This is a genomic window from Pantoea sp. KPR_PJ, assembly GCF_041386365.1.
In the GTDB taxonomy this organism is placed as follows: domain Bacteria; phylum Pseudomonadota; class Gammaproteobacteria; order Enterobacterales; family Enterobacteriaceae; genus Pantoea.
Window position 1 is genome coordinate 835,282 of the sequence record NZ_JABMIK010000001.1, and the last position, 17,475, is coordinate 852,756.

A 17,475-nucleotide genomic window follows, 5' to 3' on the forward strand; every position below is an offset into this window, starting at 1 on the left:
ACCGCTTTTTTTTCTCTCGCATCTGAGGCATCTATGACAGCCGATGAAGGCGTTTACGCCTGGTCCGCCGTATTGATGGGGTCACCCATCCTTCTGAAGCTTTTCGATAATAATGCGACGCTTGCCGCTCAGGTGTTTCGCGTAATCCGCCATCAGGAGAATATTCTGACCGTTAACCGGGCACACTCTGAGGTGATGGCCATCAACCACGCGGCAGGCAAAGCGGCAGTGAGCGTCAGCCGCGACGTGTTCGATCTGATCCAGTGCGCGCATCAGGTTAGCCTGCTGCCGGACAGCCTGTTCAATTTCACTATTGGTCCGCTGGTGAAACGCTGGAAGATTGGCTTTCAGGGACACAGCGTGCCGCCGCCGCAGGAGCTGGCGCAGCTTATTGCTCTGACGGATCCCCATCAGGTAGAGCTGGATCCGGCGCGTCTCAGCGTGTTTCTGCGCCAGCCGGGGATGGAGATCGATCTGGGTGCCATCGCTAAAGGCTATATCGCGGATGTCGTGCGTGGGTTTCTACGTCACCAGAAGGTGGAGAGGGCGCTGATCAATCTTGGTGGCAATGTGCAGACGCTGGGTGCGCCGCCAGAGTCAGCTGGCTGGGCGGTTGGGCTGAAAAAACCTTTCAGCCAGCGCGATGAGCTGATCGGCGTGATGGAGGTGGTCGGCAAGTCGGTCGTGACCTCGGGCATCTATGAGCGCTATTTCGAACTGGACGGACGCTGTTATCACCATATTCTTGATGCACGCAGCGGCTATCCGCTGGATAACGAGCTGCTGAGCGTGACGGTGATCGCCGATCGCTCACTGGATGGCGATATCTACACCACGTTGCTTTACGGGTTAGGAGTAGAAAGAAGCCTGCTGGCGCTGCGCGATCTGCCGCACATCGAGGCTATTTTTGTGACGCGCGACGACGAGATTATTTGCTCCTCGTCGCGCCAGTTTAGCTTCAGGCTGCTTGATGACCGTTATCGCCTGATTACTGACAGTACTGCCTGAGCAGCGAGTGATACTCCGGCTGCAGGCGGTAGCGATAGACCGGACGGCCGGTTGCGCCGTAATGGATGCTGGTGAACAGAATATTAATTTGCGCCAGCCAGATCAGGTATTTGCGGCAGGATACGCGCGAGATATTGACCTCGGCCGCCAGCTCATCGGTAGAGAATTCGCTGCCGGGATGGGCATCAATCCACTGGCAGAGCGTGCGCAGTGTCTGAGGCGTCAGCCCTTTGGGCAGGCGTTTGCTGTCGTTGCTGGTGGGGGGATTGCCATGGATTAGCTGATCCACCTCTGCCTGTTGATAATAAAGATGGTTGTCCATAAGCGACTTCTTTTGCCGCCAGTTGGTCAGCGCCTCTTCAAAACGCGGGAACTGGAAAGGCTTGATCAGGTAATCGACCACGCCGTAGTGCAGGGAGGTTTTGATGGTAGCCGCATCGGCAGCGGAGGAGATGATAATCACCTCCACAGGCTGTTTCGCCTCGCGCAGCTCCGGCAACAGATCCAGTCCATTCTCATGCTGCAGATAGATATCAAGCAGTACCAGGTCCACGGCGGGCTCGCCGTGGACGATCATCTCTTTCGCCTGCTGTAGCGTGGAGGCGGTGCCGACGCAGTGAAAGCCCGATACCTGTCCGACATATACACGATTCAGCTCGGCAACCATGGCGTCATCATCGACCACTAACACATTGATCATGCGGTTTTGTTTCCTCCATCCCAGGGAAGTTGTACAAAAAATTGGGTAAACACGCCAGGTTCTGACTCCACGCTCACGCTGCCGCCAAGTTGCTCTGTCTGCTGCTTCAGCAGATAGAGCCCAACGCCGCGATCTTCACCTTTTGTCGACACGCCTTTTTCAAAGATAGCATCCAGCTGTTCAGTGGGGATGCCGGGGCCGTCATCGCTGACTTCGCACGCCAGCCAGCCGTTCTGGTAATGCAGCATAACGTGTATGTCGCCGCCCGTTTCCTCACCCAGCGCATCCAGCGCGTTTTCAATCAGATTGCCCAGCACGGTAATCAACGTCGCAATTTGCTGCTCATTGCCGATGTCCGGTAAAAAGCTGGCGTCGCTCAGCGTCAGGCGATGGCCGCTGTCGGAAGCACGATTGATTTTACTCAGCAGGAAGCCCGCGATGACCGGCGATTTGATCTTGTCGAGCAGCGAACCAATTTCGGTCTGATAGTTATTCGCCGTCTTTAAGATATAGGCCTCAACCTGCGCATAGTTTTTCATGTGCAGCAGGCCCAGAATGACGTGCAGCTTGTTCATAAATTCATGCGAGCGCTCTCGCAGCGCATCGACATAGTTTACCATGCCGCTCAGCCGCTGCAGCAGCTGGCTGATTTCGGTTTTATCTCTGAAGGTGCAGACCGCGCCGATTAGCCGCTGCTGACTATAGACCGGAACGGTATTGCTTAGCAGGAGGTGACCATTGATATTAAGCTCTTCGTCGCGTCGCGCACGACCAGAGCGCAGTGTTTCCAGTAGTTGAGTATGGATCACGCTGGTCTCATCCATTCTGTTGGTGGTAGTGTCTGTCAGCAGTTTCTGCGCCGCATCGTTGATCAGCGATACGTCGGCATCCGCATCAACGGCAATTACCCCCTCTTTAATGGAGTGCAAAATTGCCTGCCGCTGTTCAAACAGCGACGAGATCTCTCGCGGTTCCAGACCGAACAAAATGCGCTTCAGGGTTTTTACCAGCGCCAGCGTGCCCAGCGTGCCAGCCAGTGCACCAATCAGGATAGTCCAGATAATGCTCCAGCGACTCTGGTTAATTCGATCGCTGACCGCTTCCAGTGAGATGCCGATAGACACTACGCCAATCTGCTGATGCTGTGCGTTGTAAACCGGGGTGAAAACGCGCAGCGCTTCGGCCAGCGCACCGCGATTGACCGAGACGTTCTCCTTTCCCTGAAGAGCAGGAAGAATATCGTTGCCGATAAAATGCTGGCCAATCAGCGCCGGATTGAGGTGTGAATAGCGGATGCTCTGCATATTGGTGACCACCACAAACAGCAGATTATTGTGCTGCTGTGCCGCGCGTGCGATGGGCTGAATAATGTTGGCATCAGGTGAGCCGCTGAGCGCCCGCTGAATGTCGGGCACGTCCGCCAGCGTGCGCGCCACGGCCATCGCCTTATCTTCGAGCTGACTTTGGGTAGCGTGACCGATCTGGAAGAAATAGAGCAGATGCACGCTGAGCAGCACGAAGGTGACGACCGCACCAATCATCAGCGTGACGAGGGTGCTCAGCTTCATATGTTTTTTGCGGGTCAGGGTGCCTTGCGGTATGTCACGCATCGTCGTGCCTTTGGCAATCAGGGGTGGGGTATTATCGCTTTCTGGGCGGGTTTGCAAAGAGGTTTAGTGCGAATATCATCGATAGCGCCGCCCGCTATCTCATATCAGGAGGTTTATGAACCGTACCGTCTATGACGCCTTCCGCTGCCTGAATTTACTGGCAACGGCGAATCGTCCGCAGGGCATCCGCGAAATGGGACGCGAGCTTGAACTGGATTCCGCAAAGGTCACGCGACTCATGCAGACGCTGCTGGCGCTCGACATGGTACAACGTCACGCCAGCCGCAAATACAGTCTGGGTATCGGCATTCACCGCCTGTCCGCTCACGCCATTCATAACTCTGCCTTTTACAATGCGGTGATGGATCTGCTGGAAGAGAGCGGCGATCGCGCTATCTCCATTGTCATCGGCGTACTGAGTGGAAAAAACGTGGTCTATTTAATCCACACCCGTGGTGGAAACAGTATTGCCCGTGCCATTGGCAATTATGAATCCTACCCCGTACATGATTCAGTGATTGGCATTAAATTGCTGTCAGCGATGAGCGATGAAGAGATCATCAGCCAGATTGGCATTCATGACTATCAACTGCTGAAAAAGGATATTGATGAAGCGCGTCGGCATCAGGTATTTGCCAAAGATTTTGGATCGGGTGATTATCGGCTGGCCTGCAACATTCCCGGCATGCAGGCCGCGATTGCGTTATCCAATATCAGCAGTAAAAAAATAGACCGTGAAAGTTTGCGTCTGTACCTGACGGCGGCGGCGAAAAGAATCAGCGGCGAATCATTACCGATACTGTAGCAGTTGTCTGCAGCGCGCAGCGGTGTCGGCTACGCGCTGGCCGGGCAGATAGAGCGCAGAACCTAACCCGACGCTGTCATAAAAGCGCAAAAACGCACCAGCATTGTCCAGCTCTATGCCGCCTACAGCCGAAAAATGGACGGGCCGGGAGAGGGGGCCTTTAATCAGCTGCGGATAGTTTGGCGGCAGTGCACAGGCGGGAAATATTTTCATGACATCGACTCCCAGCGCCGCGGCCGTGAAGATGTCGCCAGGCGTAAAAACCCCCGCGCAGATGAACAGCCGGTGTTGTTTTGCCTGTGCAATCACCTGCGGGTTCAGGTTGGGGGTAAGGATAAAATCGGCATCGGCATCGAAGCAGCGCTGCACCTGCTCTGCGGTAGTGACTGTCCCTACACCAAGCTGGACTTCATGGCCAAAATGCTGACGAACCTGATGCAGGCTGGTTTCCCAGCCGGGTGAATTCGTGGTGATCTCAACGCGGTTAATGCCGTGCTCTTGTAAGCAGGCAATATGCGACACCGCGTCTTCGGGTGTTATTCCACGCAGAATGGCGATAATTTGCTGACTATTCACCATAGCGAAAGACCTCATTCAGTCCGGTAACGATCGCGCGTTCAGCGGAGAGCAATTCATAGCGGCAGTGCAGTATCTCGCAGGCCTGCTGGTAATGCGGCAGCAGTGTATCACTGCCAATAAAGCAAACCGTTTGATCGCCGCCGGGGTGCGCGCGCGTAATTTCATATCCTGTCAGCAGGCCAGAAAGCCACGAAGCGGCATCCTCCTTTTCCATCGCCCCCAGAATGTAGCGCCCCCGACAGCGAAAGAGTTCCGTCACCAGCTCGGTCTCTTCACGCATCACCCTTTGCGCAGTCTCAACGCCGGCCTGAAAGGCCGCCAGCGAGAAAGATTGCGCCGGTAAGCCTTTGCCCACCACGGAACAGGTCAGCAGCAGATGATAAAGCTCGCCGGTCATCAGGGTGTGTAAGCCTGTGACCTGCTGCGCCAGGCGATCCACCCTGAGCCACTTACTGTGGGTGCCGACGGCCGCAAAGGTGTTGGCAGTAGAATGCACCAACGCACCAGCCAGCTGTATCTCTTCACCCCGACAGATCTCATTAACCTGGCTGTCGCAAATACCGGGACGTAAGGTCAGCGGGTTTGGCAGGATACCCGGCAACGGCATGCCTTTACCAAGCAGCTGCGAAAAGCTGAGCGGCATTGCAAGATAGCCTGCATCAGCGATACCGAGATTGCTGCCAATCATGCCGCAGAGCAGCACCGGCAACTGTTCGTCGTACGCTTCATCAAGCCTTCGCAACTGCTGCTGTAAAATCCCAGGCAGCTCGGCGCGCTGGCAGCTGCCGACGCCGCAGCTTGCCAGCACCGATTTAATGACAACGCCGTCGCGCACGCTGAGCGCGCGAAAGTTGCTGGTGCCCCAGTCCACCGCAATGTAGTTCATGAGCGCTCCTTCAGCACGGTCAGCGGCAGAAACTGAGTCAGTTCCCTTAGCTCGTGACGCGTGATCTCATCCAGGCTTTTCGCCGGTTCACGCACGTAATCCGTGGTAAAAATTCCTGCCCAGTGCAGCACGGTTTTATGAATGGCGACACCGATCCCCGGCTGCACGCCGTAGCGCAGGAAAGGAAGATAGCGATAAAACAGCCCCTGGGCCTGCTGGCGATCCTCCTGCCATGCCGACAGAATCGCATTAATGACTTCCGGAAATTCGCAGGCGGGCATGGTGCCCGTCACGCCCCGGCATAACTCTTCAAACAGGAACCCGGCATTCAAGCCGCCAAACAGGCCCACGCTATCGCCCAGCGCCTGTTTTAACGCGGTGATTTTCAGCGTACTCGGCGGCTGTTCCACTTTAATGTATCGGATGGCTGGAAAGTCCTGGCACAGCCGCACCAGCGTCGGCACGGGAATCGTCACGCCGGTCATCAATGGTGCATCCTGAATCATGATGTCGATCGAGCAGGCCTGGCAGATGTCGCGCCAGTAGTGATAGATCTCCTCCGGCCCCGGTTTGACCACCGATGGTGGATTGACCATCGCCACCGTCGCACCCCAGCGATGTACACGATTGATGTCGTCAATGGCAACGGCGGAGGACGCACCGCCAGCCGCCGCCACCAGCGGCAGGTCACCAACCTGCTTTTTAACGCAGTAAAACAGCGCCTGCTTTTCTTCCTGAGTCAGCGCATAACCTTCGGAAGCATTACCAAACAGTGCCAGACCATCAATACCCTGTTGCAGCAGAAACCGAACCAGACGCTCAATCGACGTCAGGTCTAGCTGGCCCCGCTCATCAAATGCGGTGGCAAGGATCGGGACATTGCCTTTTAACATGCGGCCTCCGTCATCACGTCGCGCACGCGATCTTCATTGATTTCGATACCTAATCCTGCTCCCTGCGGCAGATGATAGGCACCACGTTCGCATCTCAGTGGTTGCTCCAGCAGCTGACTGGCAATGGCAAAAACCGGCGGCTGATATTCGAGCATGAACAGGTTGGGGATGGCGGCGGCGACGTGAATCGAGGCGGCAATGCAGGGGCCTAAGCCCACGCTTAAATGCGGAGCAACGCGCAAATTCCAGGTTTCAGCCAGCGAAGCGATGCGCATCAGTTCACTGATACCGGTTCGGCCCACGTCGGGTTGCAGAATATCTGCCGCACGCTGTTCAATGATGGCTTTGAACTGATAGCGCGAGCGCTCGGTTTCGCCCAGCGCAATGCTAATTGCGCTTTTGGCGCGCAGTTCACGATGGCCAACAATATCTTCTGGCAGCAGCGGGGATTCAAGAAAACCGACCCCCAGCGCGTGAAGTTGCGCCGCCAGGTCGGTGGCCTCCGCCACGCTGTAATTCCAGTGGGCATCAATAAAAATTTGCGCCTCATCGCCGATCGTTTCGCGAATTGCACGGATATTGTCGATGTCTTCGCGCACGCCATAGCCCAGCGCCAGCTTCACGGCATGAAAGCCTTTCTCCTGCCACTGCCTGGCAAGGCAGCAGCGGCTCTCAATGTCGGGCTCAGGCAAACCCGAGACATAGCAAGGAATGGCATCGCGAAATGCGCCACCGAGCAGTTGATGAACGGGGAGGCCGAGAATTTTGCCTTTGAGATCCCATAGCGCAATGTCCACGCCAGCAATGGCATCGAGGTGGTAGCCGCCGGTGTGGCCGCGATCGCGCATCGAGTCATACATTCTGGCGTTCAGAACGCCGCTGGAGAACGGTGATTCACCGATTAACAGGGGCGCAAACAGCTGATTGATCAGTTCAGCAATCACCTGCGGCACCACGGGGGCCAGCGCTTCTCCCCAACCCACGTGACCTTCGCTGCTGGTGATTTTCACCAGGCAGGTTTCCATCTTGCGCGAATAGACACAGCGGTATTCAGGACGGTAGTAATAGTCGGGGGCGTTTTCGTCTGCCTCACCCCCGAGATAAACCTGTTCAGGCGCGATTTTGAGGGGGAAACACTCGACACGTGTAATCTGCATATCGGCTCCAGTTTGCGTTAGTCCAGCACTTTTCCAGCGGTTTCTTTGGCACACCACACCGCGATAAACGAGATCAGCGCGGTGATCATCACGTACCAGGCTGGCGAGAGAGGATCGCCCGTTAAGCGAATCAGACCCGCTGACGCCAGCGGCGTGACGCCGCCAAACACCGCCACAGTAAGGTTGTAGGACATGGCGATGCCGCCATAGCGGATCGCAGTAGGGAAGAGTTCAACCATGGCGGCACCACAGCCGCCATTGAAGAGCGCGACAAACACACCCAGCATGCTCATCGCCGCAATGGAACTGCCCACCGATCCCTGGGTCATCAACAGCATGGCGGGATAGGTCAGCAGGATGAAGCCAGCGCAGCCCAGCAGCATCAGTGGCCGCCGTCCCCATCGGTCTGACAGATACCCGGTGACGGGCATACTGATGGCGACGCTCAGCAGTCCCAGCGTGGTAATCAGATAGGAATCGGTGCGGCTGTAGTGCAGATGTGTCGATAAATAGCCGGGCATAAAGGATTGCAGAACCCAGCTGCTGACCGCTTTGACCACCACGAAGCCGATGCAAAACAGCAGCGCAGACAGCGACGTTTTCAGGGCGGTGCGCAGCGGTGACTTTTCGATTTTTCCGGTGGCTTTCAGCCGGTGAAACGCCGCTGAATCCTCCATGTTGCGGCGCATATAGAGTCCTCCGAGCCCGAGCGGTGCCGCCAGCAGGAAGGGAATGCGCCAGCCCCACTCATTCATTGCGGTTTCTCCCAGCCAGTAGGTCAACGTCAGCACCAGCCCTGAGCCGCAGACAAAAGCCATAAAGCTAAAATTTTCACTCCAGCAGGTGAGCGTGGCGCGACGATGGGGTGCCGCGCTCTCTGCCAGATAGGTAATGACGCCAGAGCTTTCACCGCCTGCCGCAAAGCCTTGCACCAGGCGCGTCAGTACCAGCAATACCGGTGCGACGATCCCGACCTGATGCCAGGTCGGCAGAATGCCCATCACGAAGGTGGAAATCGAGGTGATGACGATCACTGTCACCAGCACTTTTCGCCGCCCCAGCCGATCGCCCATTGAGCCGAAAAAGAAGCCGCCAAGCGGCCGCATTAAAAAGCCAGAGCCAAACACGGCAAAGGATTTCAACAGAGCGGTAGCCGGATCGGAACTGACAAAAAAGTTGCCGGCGATGATCGCCGCCAGGGTGCCATATAAGCCAAAATCAAACCATTCGATGAAATGCCCTATGCCGGCTGCCATCATGATTTTGGCGGTAGGCGCTGGTGGGCTTGTTGCCTTTATCGCTCTGTACTCACCGCTGTAGTGACGGGTTGAATTCTCCATACGACCTCCAGAGGGTAAATGTCGCGTCGCAGGGAGACGCGTGATGTTCTGAAGGTCAGCGTATGAAGTTTAACGAGGTGTTGTGTCGGCAAGGCGAGATTGCGTGAAGTGAATCAAAGAACAAATCGGAAAAACGCTTCACATAGTGAAGCAGGCAAGGGACAACCTAAACGTTGCGCTTGTCACGCCTGAAAGTTCCTTTATGACGCGGCGCTGAACGCCAGGTAACGCAGTCAGACGGGGTGCTTACCTGCCAGCAATGCAGTGAATCCGTGACAGGTACAAATCAGGCGGTCAGGCAGCGTCACCAGAGATACTCTGTCATCCGGTTGTGGCAGTATGCCCGTGCCGAACTCGTGCTCGGCCATCAGACGCATCTCAAGGGCTATCCATGCGGGCGTAAACGCCGCCATGCGGGTTTCAAAGGCCCCGGGATGATCGCCTCTGCCGAGGACAGCGCAGCTTCCTTCTGAGTGCTGGATTTGTCCATGAAGAAAAGACACTGAAAATCATAACGCTACTCATGTTTTCTTATGGTGTGCTCTACGGCACTTGGTATCAGTGAACATCACAATTTAGCCTGTTTGTACTGGACTGCGACTTCCCCTCGAGGTAAAGATGAAAGGGCGCTGTGCTCAACCACCTGTTAAAATCAATCTTATAATTTAAAAAGTTATCGAAAGCGGCATAAAAAAATCCACGCATTTGCGTGGATTTCAGGGGCATAAGATTCAGTCAAACCTTATGAGGTGAACAAAACTATTAGACGTTGAACAAAAAGTTCATCACGTCGCCATCTTTCACGACGTACTCTTTGCCTTCTGAACGCATCTTGCCCGCTTCCTTCGCGCCTTGCTCACCCTTATAGGCAACAAAGTCTTCAAACGCGATAGTTTGTGCGCGAATAAAGCCTTTCTCGAAGTCGGTATGGATTTTACCGGCCGCTTGTGGGGCTGTCGCACCCACCGGAATGGTCCAGGCGCGCACTTCTTTCACGCCAGCAGTGAAATAGGTTTGCAGGTTCAGCAGTGCGTAACCGGCGCGGATCACGCGGTTCAGGCCCGGCTCTTCCAGGCCCAGTTCAGCCATAAACTCTTCACGCTCTTCATCATCCAGCTCGGCGATATCCGATTCTACCGCCGCGCAGACCGGCACAACGACCGATCCTTCCGCCTCTGCAATTGCCCGTACCTGATCAAGATAAGGGTTGTTTTCGAAACCATCTTCATTAACGTTAGCAATGTACATGGTCGGTTTCAGCGTCAGGAAGCTCAGGTAGCGAATAGCGGCTTTTTCATCCGCATCCAGCTTCAGCGCGCGCAGCATACCGGCGTTTTCCAGATGCGGCAGGCATTTCTCCAGGGCTGCCAGCTCAGCTTTAGCGTCTTTATCGCCACCTTTGGCTTTCTTCTGCACGCGCTGGATAGCGCGCTCACAGGTTTCCAGGTCGGAAAGCGCCAGCTCGGTGTTGATGACGTCGATATCTTCCGCCGGGTTCACTTTGCCCGCAACGTGAATGATGTTTTCATTCTCGAAACAGCGCACCACGTGGCCGATCGCTTCGGTTTCACGAATATTGGTCAGGAACTGGTTGCCCAGACCTTCACCTTTTGATGCGCCTTTTACCAGACCCGCGATATCAACGAACTCCATGGTGGTCGGCACCAGACGCTGCGGCTTGACGATCTCCGCCAGCTGATCAAGGCGCGGATCCGGCATCGGCACCACGCCGGTATTGGGCTCAATGGTGCAGAAGGGGAAGTTAGCCGCTTCGATGCCCGCTTTCGTCAGCGCGTTGAACAGGGTGGATTTACCGACGTTCGGCAGGCCCACGATACCGCATTTGAATCCCATGGTTGGTTACCCTTCTAACTTGAGGTGCAATGCCTGTTACAGACATTGCTGGAAACGAAAAAAAGTTGGCGCATTATACACACAAATGGCGCAGGCAGGGCGTTTAGCTTGCCTTGAACGCATGTAGTCGGTTCATCGCCTTCAGGCGATCTTCCTTTAACCATACTTCGGTACAGCGCGCCGCTTCATCAATCGCGTCATCGATCAGCTTCTGCTCGCTGGCTGGCGGCTTACCGAGCACGAATCCGGTTACCTTGTTGCGATCGCCGGGATGCCCGATGCCAATGCGCAGACGGTGAAAGTTATTGTTGTTGCCCAGCTTGCTGATAATGTCTTTCAGGCCATTATGTCCGCCATGCCCGCCGCCCTGTTTGAACTTTGCAACGCCGGGCGGCAGATCCATCTCATCGTGCGCCACCAGAATCTCTTCAGGCGTGATGCGGAAAAAGGTCGCCATCGCTGCCACGGCCTTACCGCTCAGGTTCATAAAGGTGGTTGGCACCAGCAAACGCACATCCTCGCCCGCCAGGCTGATACGCGCGGTGTAGCCAAAAAACTTTGCCTCTTCCTTGAGCGACTGATTATGACGCTCCGCCAGCAAATCGAGATACCAGGCACCCGCGTTGTGGCGCGTAGCGGCATACTCCGCGCCGGGATTTGCCAGGCCCACAATCAGTTTAATGCTGCTCACGATGATTATCCTGCTCAGGTTTTGAAAAGGCGTTAGTGTACTTCGCAGCAGGAAAGAGAACAAACCCTGGCGTTAACATAAAGTCACCCAGCGTGATTAATGATTTTGTTATTTAAATCAGATTGCTGCGAGTAAAGTTACGTCAGCCTTTATGGTGGTTATGTGATCCTGAACGCAAATTAAAACCGGGTCATTGCCTAAACTTATGGCCAGTTAACATTATGTGCGGTTTGATTGACTTGCTCATAGGGATAGAGGTGATTTATGAAACATCAACACTGTCGTAAAGCAGGTAATGCACTGATGATCGTAGGTATGATCGTCATGATAACCGGCATTGGCTTCTCGGTTATCAATCAGCTTCCCAGTATTACGCTGCCATCGCTGATGGCGCAGGGCGCCATTCTGGGTATTTTTATTGGCGCCTTACTCTGGCTCGCCGGCGCACGCATCAGCGGGCGGGAAAAAATCGAGGATCGTTACTACTGGCATCGCCATTACGATGAGCGCTGCCGCAAAACGCCTCATCACTGAGCTGACGCAACTAACGTCAGAGACTGCTCAGTTCGGTTACGACCGCTGGCTTTGGCGCGATATAACGCCTCATCAGCCAGCGCCAGCAGTCCTTCCATACTCTGCGTCGCCGCGCTGGAGGTTGCAAAACCAATGCTGACCGAATAGGCGATATTGTTCGGCAGCGAGGCCAGCGTCGCGACGCGAATTTTTTCACAAATCTCATGCGCATCGCGCGCATCACCAGGCAGAATTGCCGCAAATTCTTCGCCACCCAGCCGGGCAAATAAGCCATGCTGTGGCAGCCTTGGCGTTACTACCGCACAAAAATCCTGTAATACCCGGTCGCCCTGCAGATGGCCAAAGCGGTCATTGATGCTTTTAAAGTGATCCAGATCGAACAGTACTGCCGTATAGGGCTGCTGCTGACGCAGGCAGCGGGCGATCAGCTTGTCGGCCTGGCTAAACAGGGCACGGCGATTCCAGGCGCTGGTCAGGGGATCGTGCAGCGAAGCCTGCTGGTGCCAAATCTGCGTTCGTTCGTTAACCATCGCCATGATGGTAAAGGTGAGGCCGATAACAAACAAAATCGACTCCAGGATGACCCAGACTGAGAAGTCAGAGCCGCCAATTGCGCCGCGCAGCGGTGTGGCGACGGCATTATCAAGAAAGATGCGCGCTATATGAAACAGCAGGTGGATCCAGAGCAGCAGCTGGGCGGGCCAGAAGGTCACTGCAAGCGAAGCACGTGCCCGCCACAGCAGCCGGATCAGCGCTGCGGTGTAAAGGATGCAGAGGATGCAGATGACCAGTACGCGCTTCGGCATTGACTGGTAGAAGGCTGGAAAACAGCAGAGCAACGCCCAGACGAGGGCTCCGGGCAGCCAGGCGAAGCCTGTCGGACGCAGGCTGAAAGTACGAAAGGCATTGAGTAGCGCGCCATAGGCCAGCAGCATCACGCAGTTACCGACCGCCACGGGTAAAAAGACCAGGCCGCTGCTGCGCAAGCTGCTGAGGAAAACTGCCGCCAGCGTGGCAATCAGCGCCAGCGTGGTGTAGCCCAGCACCGGGTCATACTGCGCACCTTTCCAGGCAAACAGCATAATAATGCTCAGGAAAACCAGCACATAAAGCTCGCAAACAAACAGGGTATAGATGTCGAGGTTCATTGTGATGTGCGTTCCCGCCTGTAAGAGGGCAGCAAAATAGCACTAAATGCTTACCAAAAGAAGCGTTGCGGTCAGGCTTTGTGTAAAAAGAGAATGCGGTTAAAAATAGAGCGCTTGCAGAAAACGCATTGAGGAAATATCGGGGGAAAAAGGGGGATTATTGCTTAACTGGCGCGACAGGAAAAAGAGGCCGGGCACCGGGCCCAGCCTCCAGAGAAAATTAATGCTCGAACATGGCCGAGATAGACTCTTCGTTGCTGATACGGCGGATAGCTTCAGCCAGCATGCCGGACAGCGTCAGGGTACGCACGTTCGGCAGTGACTTCATCTCTTCCGAGAGCGGAATGGTATCGCACACGATAACCTGATCGATGACCGATTTACGCAGGTTCTCAACCGCGTTGCCGGAGAAAATCGGATGGGTTGCATAGGCGAAGACGCGTTTTGCACCGCGCTCTTTCAACGCTTCAGCCGCTTTGCACAGCGTACCGCCGGTGTCGATCATATCGTCGACCAGCACGCAGTCGCGGCCTGCCACGTCACCAATAATATGCATCACCTGAGAAACGTTCGCGCGCGGACGACGTTTATCAATGATAGCCATATCGGTATCGTTCAGCAGTTTGGCGATGGCGCGCGCGCGCACAACGCCACCGATATCAGGAGAAACCACAATCGGATTTTCCAGACCAATTTGCAGCATATCTTCCAGCAGGATAGGGCTGCCGAAAACGTTATCAACCGGGACGTCAAAGAAGCCCTGGATTTGCTCGGCGTGGAGATCAACCGTCAGAACGCGGTCAACACCTACGCTGGAAAGGAAATCCGCGACCACTTTAGCGGTGATCGGCACGCGCGCGGAACGCACGCGGCGGTCCTGGCGGGCATACCCGAAGTAGGGGATAACCGCAGTAATACGACCAGCAGAAGCTCGACGCAACGCGTCGACCATCACAACCAGTTCCATCAAATTATCATTGGTGGGAGCACAGGTGGACTGGATGATGAAAATATCGCCACCGCGTACATTTTCGTTGATTTGTACACTCACTTCGCCATCGCTGAAACGGCCCACTGCGGCGTCTCCGAGGCTGGTGTAAAGGCGGTTGGCAATACGTTGTGCTAGTTCCGGGGTGGCGTTACCAGCAAATAGCTTCATATCAGGCACGAGAAGAACCTCAGGCTTGGCGTCCAGAGAATGAACGGCGTTACGGTAACCGGCGCATACCGCAGCGCATGTTCATACGGGTGTGTTAATGCCCAGGGTGCAGTATCTGGAACAGGGTGACACTGTCACACATGGGCTTACAGCCCGGAAAGGGTGCGATGCAGAGGCGAGACGTTAACGCCTCGCGCGACAAATCCGCATACCCATTTCGGGGCGAGTTCCAGCACCTGACGAGCAGCTGACTCGGTGTCAAATTCGGCAAACACGCAAGCGCCAGTGCCAGTCAGGCGCGACGGCGCGTATTCTAGCAGCCAGGAAACAAGCTCATCAACCTCGCGAAAACGTTTTCTTACCACTGCCTCACAATCATTGTGGAAGGGCGCCGCTAAAAGTGCCGCCAGCGAGCGCACGGGCGTGTCGCGCGTAAGCTGCGGATCGGTAAAGACCAGTGGCGTAGGAATGCTGACGCCAGGGTGCGCCACCAGATACCATTTTTCAGTGGGACTGGCGGGCTGAAGCTGTTCACCCACACCCTGGGCAAAGGCAGCAAAACCTCTGACAAAGACCGGTACGTCTGCACCCAGCTGAATCCCAATCTCTGCCAGTGCATCCGCTGAAAGGCCTGTACGCCACAGGTGATTGAGTGCCACCAGCACCGTGGCCGCGTTCGAGGAGCCGCCACCCAGCCCACCCCCCATCGGCAATTTTTTCTCAATGGCAATCTGCGCACCCGCATTGGCGGGCAGCGTCTGGTGCGCCTGCGCCGCCTGACGCAGCAGCCGCGCGGCGCGCACGATCAGGTTGTCGTCATGGGCCACGCCCTCGACCGGCGTGGTGAGTCTGATGTCACCGCTGCTGTCCGGTGTGATATGCAGCGTGTCGCCATAGTCGAGAAACTGAAACAGGGTTTGCAGGTTGTGGTAGCCGTCTGCACGACGGCCGGTAACGTAAAGAAACAGGTTAAGTTTTGCCGGAGCGGGCCAGGAGGTGATCATTGCAGCGTCCAGCTATCCATACGCAGCTTGATGCGCTGATCGCCTTCGCGCAGCTCCAGGCTGGCAGGCAGCGCGGGCGTTACTTTGCTGTCGTAATCCTGAATCGTGACCTGCCACTGCTGGCCGCTGCGGCTGTAGTTCAGGCTTTTCAGCTGATAATTATTATTCAGCTGATAGTCGCTGGCGTCGCCGGGCAGACCCATCATCCACTGGCGCAGGTTAGCAAGCGGAATATCCATGCCGGTCAGCTGTGCAATCATCTTCTCGGCGTCATTGCTGACGTAGCGCTTGCCTTTGTTATCCACCAGCTGCACGGTCTGGCCTTGTGCGTCGAGCTGAAGTTCGGTGCTGCCCAGCGGGTTAGTGAGCAGCAGGCGATAGCGATCGGGTGCACTTTGCTGCCAGTTAAAGCGCGCATAAACTTTTTGTTTGTCGGAAAGATAGGCAAACGCGCCGCGTGTCTGATAGTGCGTGACTTTCGCCACCGCCTGCTGGTGCTGCTGCCACTGTGGCGCGGTGGTGGCGGGGCCTGGTCCCTGCGGTTGATGAACAGCACAGGCGGTCAACAGGGCGCTTGCCAGCGGCAAAAGGCGCAACAGGGTGCGTGGTGAAAAGGTCATAACGTGGTCATCTCCTCGGACACGTTTTTAATTCGTAACAGATAACGCTAGCGATACGGTCATAAACCGTCAATGGCGATGAAAAGAAAAATGCGCACGATCAGTTTAATCTTATTACAGTCATAGCCTTTGTATGGCTTTTCATGATCTGCCGCATCTTGTAGAATGCGCATCACAAAACCCTGACATTATTGGGACATCCCAACCTTTATCGCCATGACGCTGCTCGCTCTCGGAATCAATCATAAAACTGCACCTGTCGCCCTGCGTGAACGCGTGGCGTTCGGGCCGGACGTGCTGGAACAGGCGCTCGACAGCCTGCTTTCCCAGCCGATGGTGCAGAGCGGCGTCGTTCTCTCTACCTGCAACCGTACTGAACTCTACCTGAGCGTAGAGCAGCAGGCGGATTTGCAGGAGCGTCTGGTGCGCTGGCTGTGTGATTATCACCACCTCAATGAAGAGGAGGTGCGTCAAAGTCTCTACTGGCATCAGGATAATGCAGCGGTCAGCCACCTGATGCGCGTGGCAAGCGGGCTGGATTCGCTGGTATTGGGCGAACCGCAAATTCTCGGCCAGGTGAAAAAAGCCTTCGCCGACTCGCAGCGCGGCCATGCGCTGAGCAGCGAGCTGGAACGCATGTTCCAGAAAACCTTTTCCGTCGCCAAACGCGTGCGTACCGAAACCGAAATTGGTGCCAGCGCGGTGTCGGTGGCTTTCGCCGCCTGTACGCTGGCGCGTCAGATTTTTGAGTCCCTCTCTACGGTCAATGTACTGCTGGTCGGCGCGGGTGAGACCATCGAGCTGGTAGCACGCCACCTGCGCGAGCATAACGTCCAGAAGCTGATGATCGCTAACCGCACGCGCGAGCGAGCCGAGCGGCTGGCAAATGAGGTGGGAGCGGAGGTGATCGGCCTGGCCGATATCGATGCGCGCCTTGCGGATGCAGACATTGTTATCTCCTCGACGGCCAGCCCCCTGCCGATTATCGGTAAAGGGATGATGGAGCGAGCGCTGAAAGCGCGCCGCAACAAGCCGATGCTGCTGGTGGATATTGCCGTACCGCGCGATGTTGAGCCAGAGGTTGGTAAGTTGCCTAATGCCTATCTCTACAGCGTTGACGACCTGCAGGCGATCATTGAGCAGAACATGGCGCAGCGCAAAGCCGCAGCCGTGCAGGCTGAAAGTATCGTGGTGCAGGAGAGCAGCGAATTTATGTCCTGGCTGCGCGCGCAGAGCGCAGTCGAGACCATCCGCGAATACCGTACCCAGGCTGACAGTGTCCGTGCCGATCTTGAGTCGCGCGCGCTGGCCGCGCTACAGCAGGGTGCCGATCCGCAAAAAGTGTTACAGGAACTGGCGCATAAGCTGACCAACCGTTTGATTCACGCCCCAACTAAATCTTTGCAGCAGGCCGCCCGCGACGGCGACACCGAACGCCTGCAATTGCTTCGCGACAGCCTCGGTCTCGAGTAGACTCCTGGGCTGTT

General features: G+C 55.9%; 18 protein-coding genes. 4 read left to right on the plus strand and 14 right to left on the minus strand.

Annotated elements, in window-relative coordinates:
* Positions 1-33 precede the first annotated feature (33 nt).
* Positions 34-1,008 (plus strand): FAD:protein FMN transferase, encoded by a 975-nt coding sequence (locus HP564_RS03970; RefSeq protein WP_371240365.1) that lies wholly within the window; start codon positions 34-36, stop codon positions 1,006-1,008.
* Here the strand turns inward: HP564_RS03970 and dcuR are convergent.
* Positions 989-1,708 (minus strand): two-component system response regulator DcuR, encoded by a 720-nt coding sequence (gene dcuR / locus HP564_RS03975; RefSeq protein WP_371240367.1) that lies wholly within the window; start codon positions 1,706-1,708, stop codon positions 989-991. The two genes, HP564_RS03970 and dcuR, sit on opposite strands and share 20 nt — an antisense overlap.
* Positions 1,705-3,276: a sensor histidine kinase gene (locus HP564_RS03980; RefSeq protein WP_371240678.1), complete on the minus strand. Its 1,572-nt coding sequence runs from the start codon at positions 3,274-3,276 to the stop codon at positions 1,705-1,707. Before HP564_RS03980 ends, dcuR begins: the two co-directional genes overlap by 4 nt.
* Before the next feature lie 157 nt (positions 3,277-3,433).
* On the opposite strand from HP564_RS03980, the gene HP564_RS03985 reads away from it, so the two are divergent.
* Positions 3,434-4,123 (plus strand): helix-turn-helix domain-containing protein, encoded by a 690-nt coding sequence (locus HP564_RS03985; protein WP_371240369.1) that lies wholly within the window; start codon positions 3,434-3,436, stop codon positions 4,121-4,123.
* On the opposite strand, the gene HP564_RS03990 is transcribed toward HP564_RS03985, so the two are convergent.
* From HP564_RS03990 to pth, 8 genes are all read right to left on the minus strand, one after another.
* Complete coding sequence (locus HP564_RS03990) at positions 4,109-4,702, minus strand: bifunctional 4-hydroxy-2-oxoglutarate aldolase/2-dehydro-3-deoxy-phosphogluconate aldolase (RefSeq protein ID WP_371240371.1); 594 nt, start codon at positions 4,700-4,702, stop codon at positions 4,109-4,111. The two genes, HP564_RS03985 and HP564_RS03990, sit on opposite strands and share 15 nt — an antisense overlap.
* A complete protein-coding gene (locus HP564_RS03995; RefSeq protein WP_371240373.1) occupies positions 4,692-5,588 on the minus strand; it encodes a 2-dehydro-3-deoxygalactonokinase in 897 nt (298 codons plus the stop codon). The genes HP564_RS03990 and HP564_RS03995 overlap by 11 nt, the downstream gene beginning before the upstream one ends.
* On the minus strand, positions 5,585-6,481 hold the full coding sequence (locus HP564_RS04000) for a dihydrodipicolinate synthase family protein (RefSeq protein WP_371240375.1): 897 nt from the start codon (positions 6,479-6,481) through the stop codon (positions 5,585-5,587). Before HP564_RS04000 ends, HP564_RS03995 begins: the two co-directional genes overlap by 4 nt.
* Positions 6,475-7,638 (minus strand): mandelate racemase/muconate lactonizing enzyme family protein, encoded by a 1,164-nt coding sequence (locus tag HP564_RS04005; RefSeq protein WP_371240377.1) that lies wholly within the window; start codon positions 7,636-7,638, stop codon positions 6,475-6,477. Before HP564_RS04005 ends, HP564_RS04000 begins: the two co-directional genes overlap by 7 nt.
* Positions 7,639-7,655: 17 nt before the next feature.
* Positions 7,656-8,897 carry an MFS transporter gene (locus tag HP564_RS04010; RefSeq protein WP_371240680.1) on the minus strand — a complete coding sequence of 414 codons (1,242 nt, stop codon included), beginning with the start codon at positions 8,895-8,897 and terminating at the stop codon, positions 7,656-7,658.
* Between the two features lie 314 nt (positions 8,898-9,211).
* Positions 9,212-9,481, minus strand: a complete 270-nt coding sequence (locus HP564_RS04015) for a hypothetical protein (protein WP_371240379.1) — start codon at positions 9,479-9,481, stop codon at positions 9,212-9,214.
* A 259-nt stretch (positions 9,482-9,740) separates the two neighbouring features.
* Positions 9,741-10,832: a redox-regulated ATPase YchF gene (gene ychF, locus HP564_RS04020; protein ID WP_371240381.1), complete on the minus strand. Its 1,092-nt coding sequence runs from the start codon at positions 10,830-10,832 to the stop codon at positions 9,741-9,743.
* A gap of 103 nt (positions 10,833-10,935) precedes the next feature.
* A complete protein-coding gene (gene pth, locus HP564_RS04025) occupies positions 10,936-11,523 on the minus strand; it encodes an aminoacyl-tRNA hydrolase (protein WP_371240383.1) in 588 nt (195 codons plus the stop codon).
* A gap of 264 nt (positions 11,524-11,787) precedes the next feature.
* On the opposite strand from pth, the gene ychH reads away from it, so the two are divergent.
* The gene (ychH, locus tag HP564_RS04030) at positions 11,788-12,057 is read left to right on the plus strand and encodes a stress-induced protein YchH (RefSeq protein ID WP_371240385.1); all 270 of its coding nucleotides are present in this window, start codon (positions 11,788-11,790) and stop codon (positions 12,055-12,057) included.
* Here the strand turns inward: ychH and HP564_RS04035 are convergent.
* The 4 genes from HP564_RS04035 to lolB form a co-directional block, all read right to left on the minus strand.
* A complete protein-coding gene (locus HP564_RS04035; protein WP_371240387.1) occupies positions 12,051-13,205 on the minus strand; it encodes a GGDEF domain-containing protein in 1,155 nt (384 codons plus the stop codon). The genes ychH and HP564_RS04035 overlap by 7 nt on opposite strands.
* Positions 13,206-13,425: 220 nt before the next feature.
* Positions 13,426-14,373, minus strand: a complete 948-nt coding sequence (prs, locus tag HP564_RS04040) for a ribose-phosphate diphosphokinase (RefSeq protein ID WP_006118899.1) — start codon at positions 14,371-14,373, stop codon at positions 13,426-13,428.
* Between the two features lie 137 nt (positions 14,374-14,510).
* Complete coding sequence (gene ispE / locus HP564_RS04045; RefSeq protein WP_371240389.1) at positions 14,511-15,368, minus strand: 4-(cytidine 5'-diphospho)-2-C-methyl-D-erythritol kinase; 858 nt, start codon at positions 15,366-15,368, stop codon at positions 14,511-14,513.
* Positions 15,365-15,988, minus strand: a complete 624-nt coding sequence (gene lolB / locus HP564_RS04050; RefSeq protein ID WP_371240391.1) for a lipoprotein insertase outer membrane protein LolB — start codon at positions 15,986-15,988, stop codon at positions 15,365-15,367. Before lolB ends, ispE begins: the two co-directional genes overlap by 4 nt.
* Before the next feature lie 216 nt (positions 15,989-16,204).
* On the opposite strand from lolB, the gene hemA reads away from it, so the two are divergent.
* Positions 16,205-17,461, plus strand: coding sequence for a glutamyl-tRNA reductase (gene hemA, locus HP564_RS04055; protein WP_371240393.1), 1,257 nt, complete (start codon positions 16,205-16,207; stop codon positions 17,459-17,461).
* Positions 17,462-17,475: the final 14 nt, after the last annotated feature.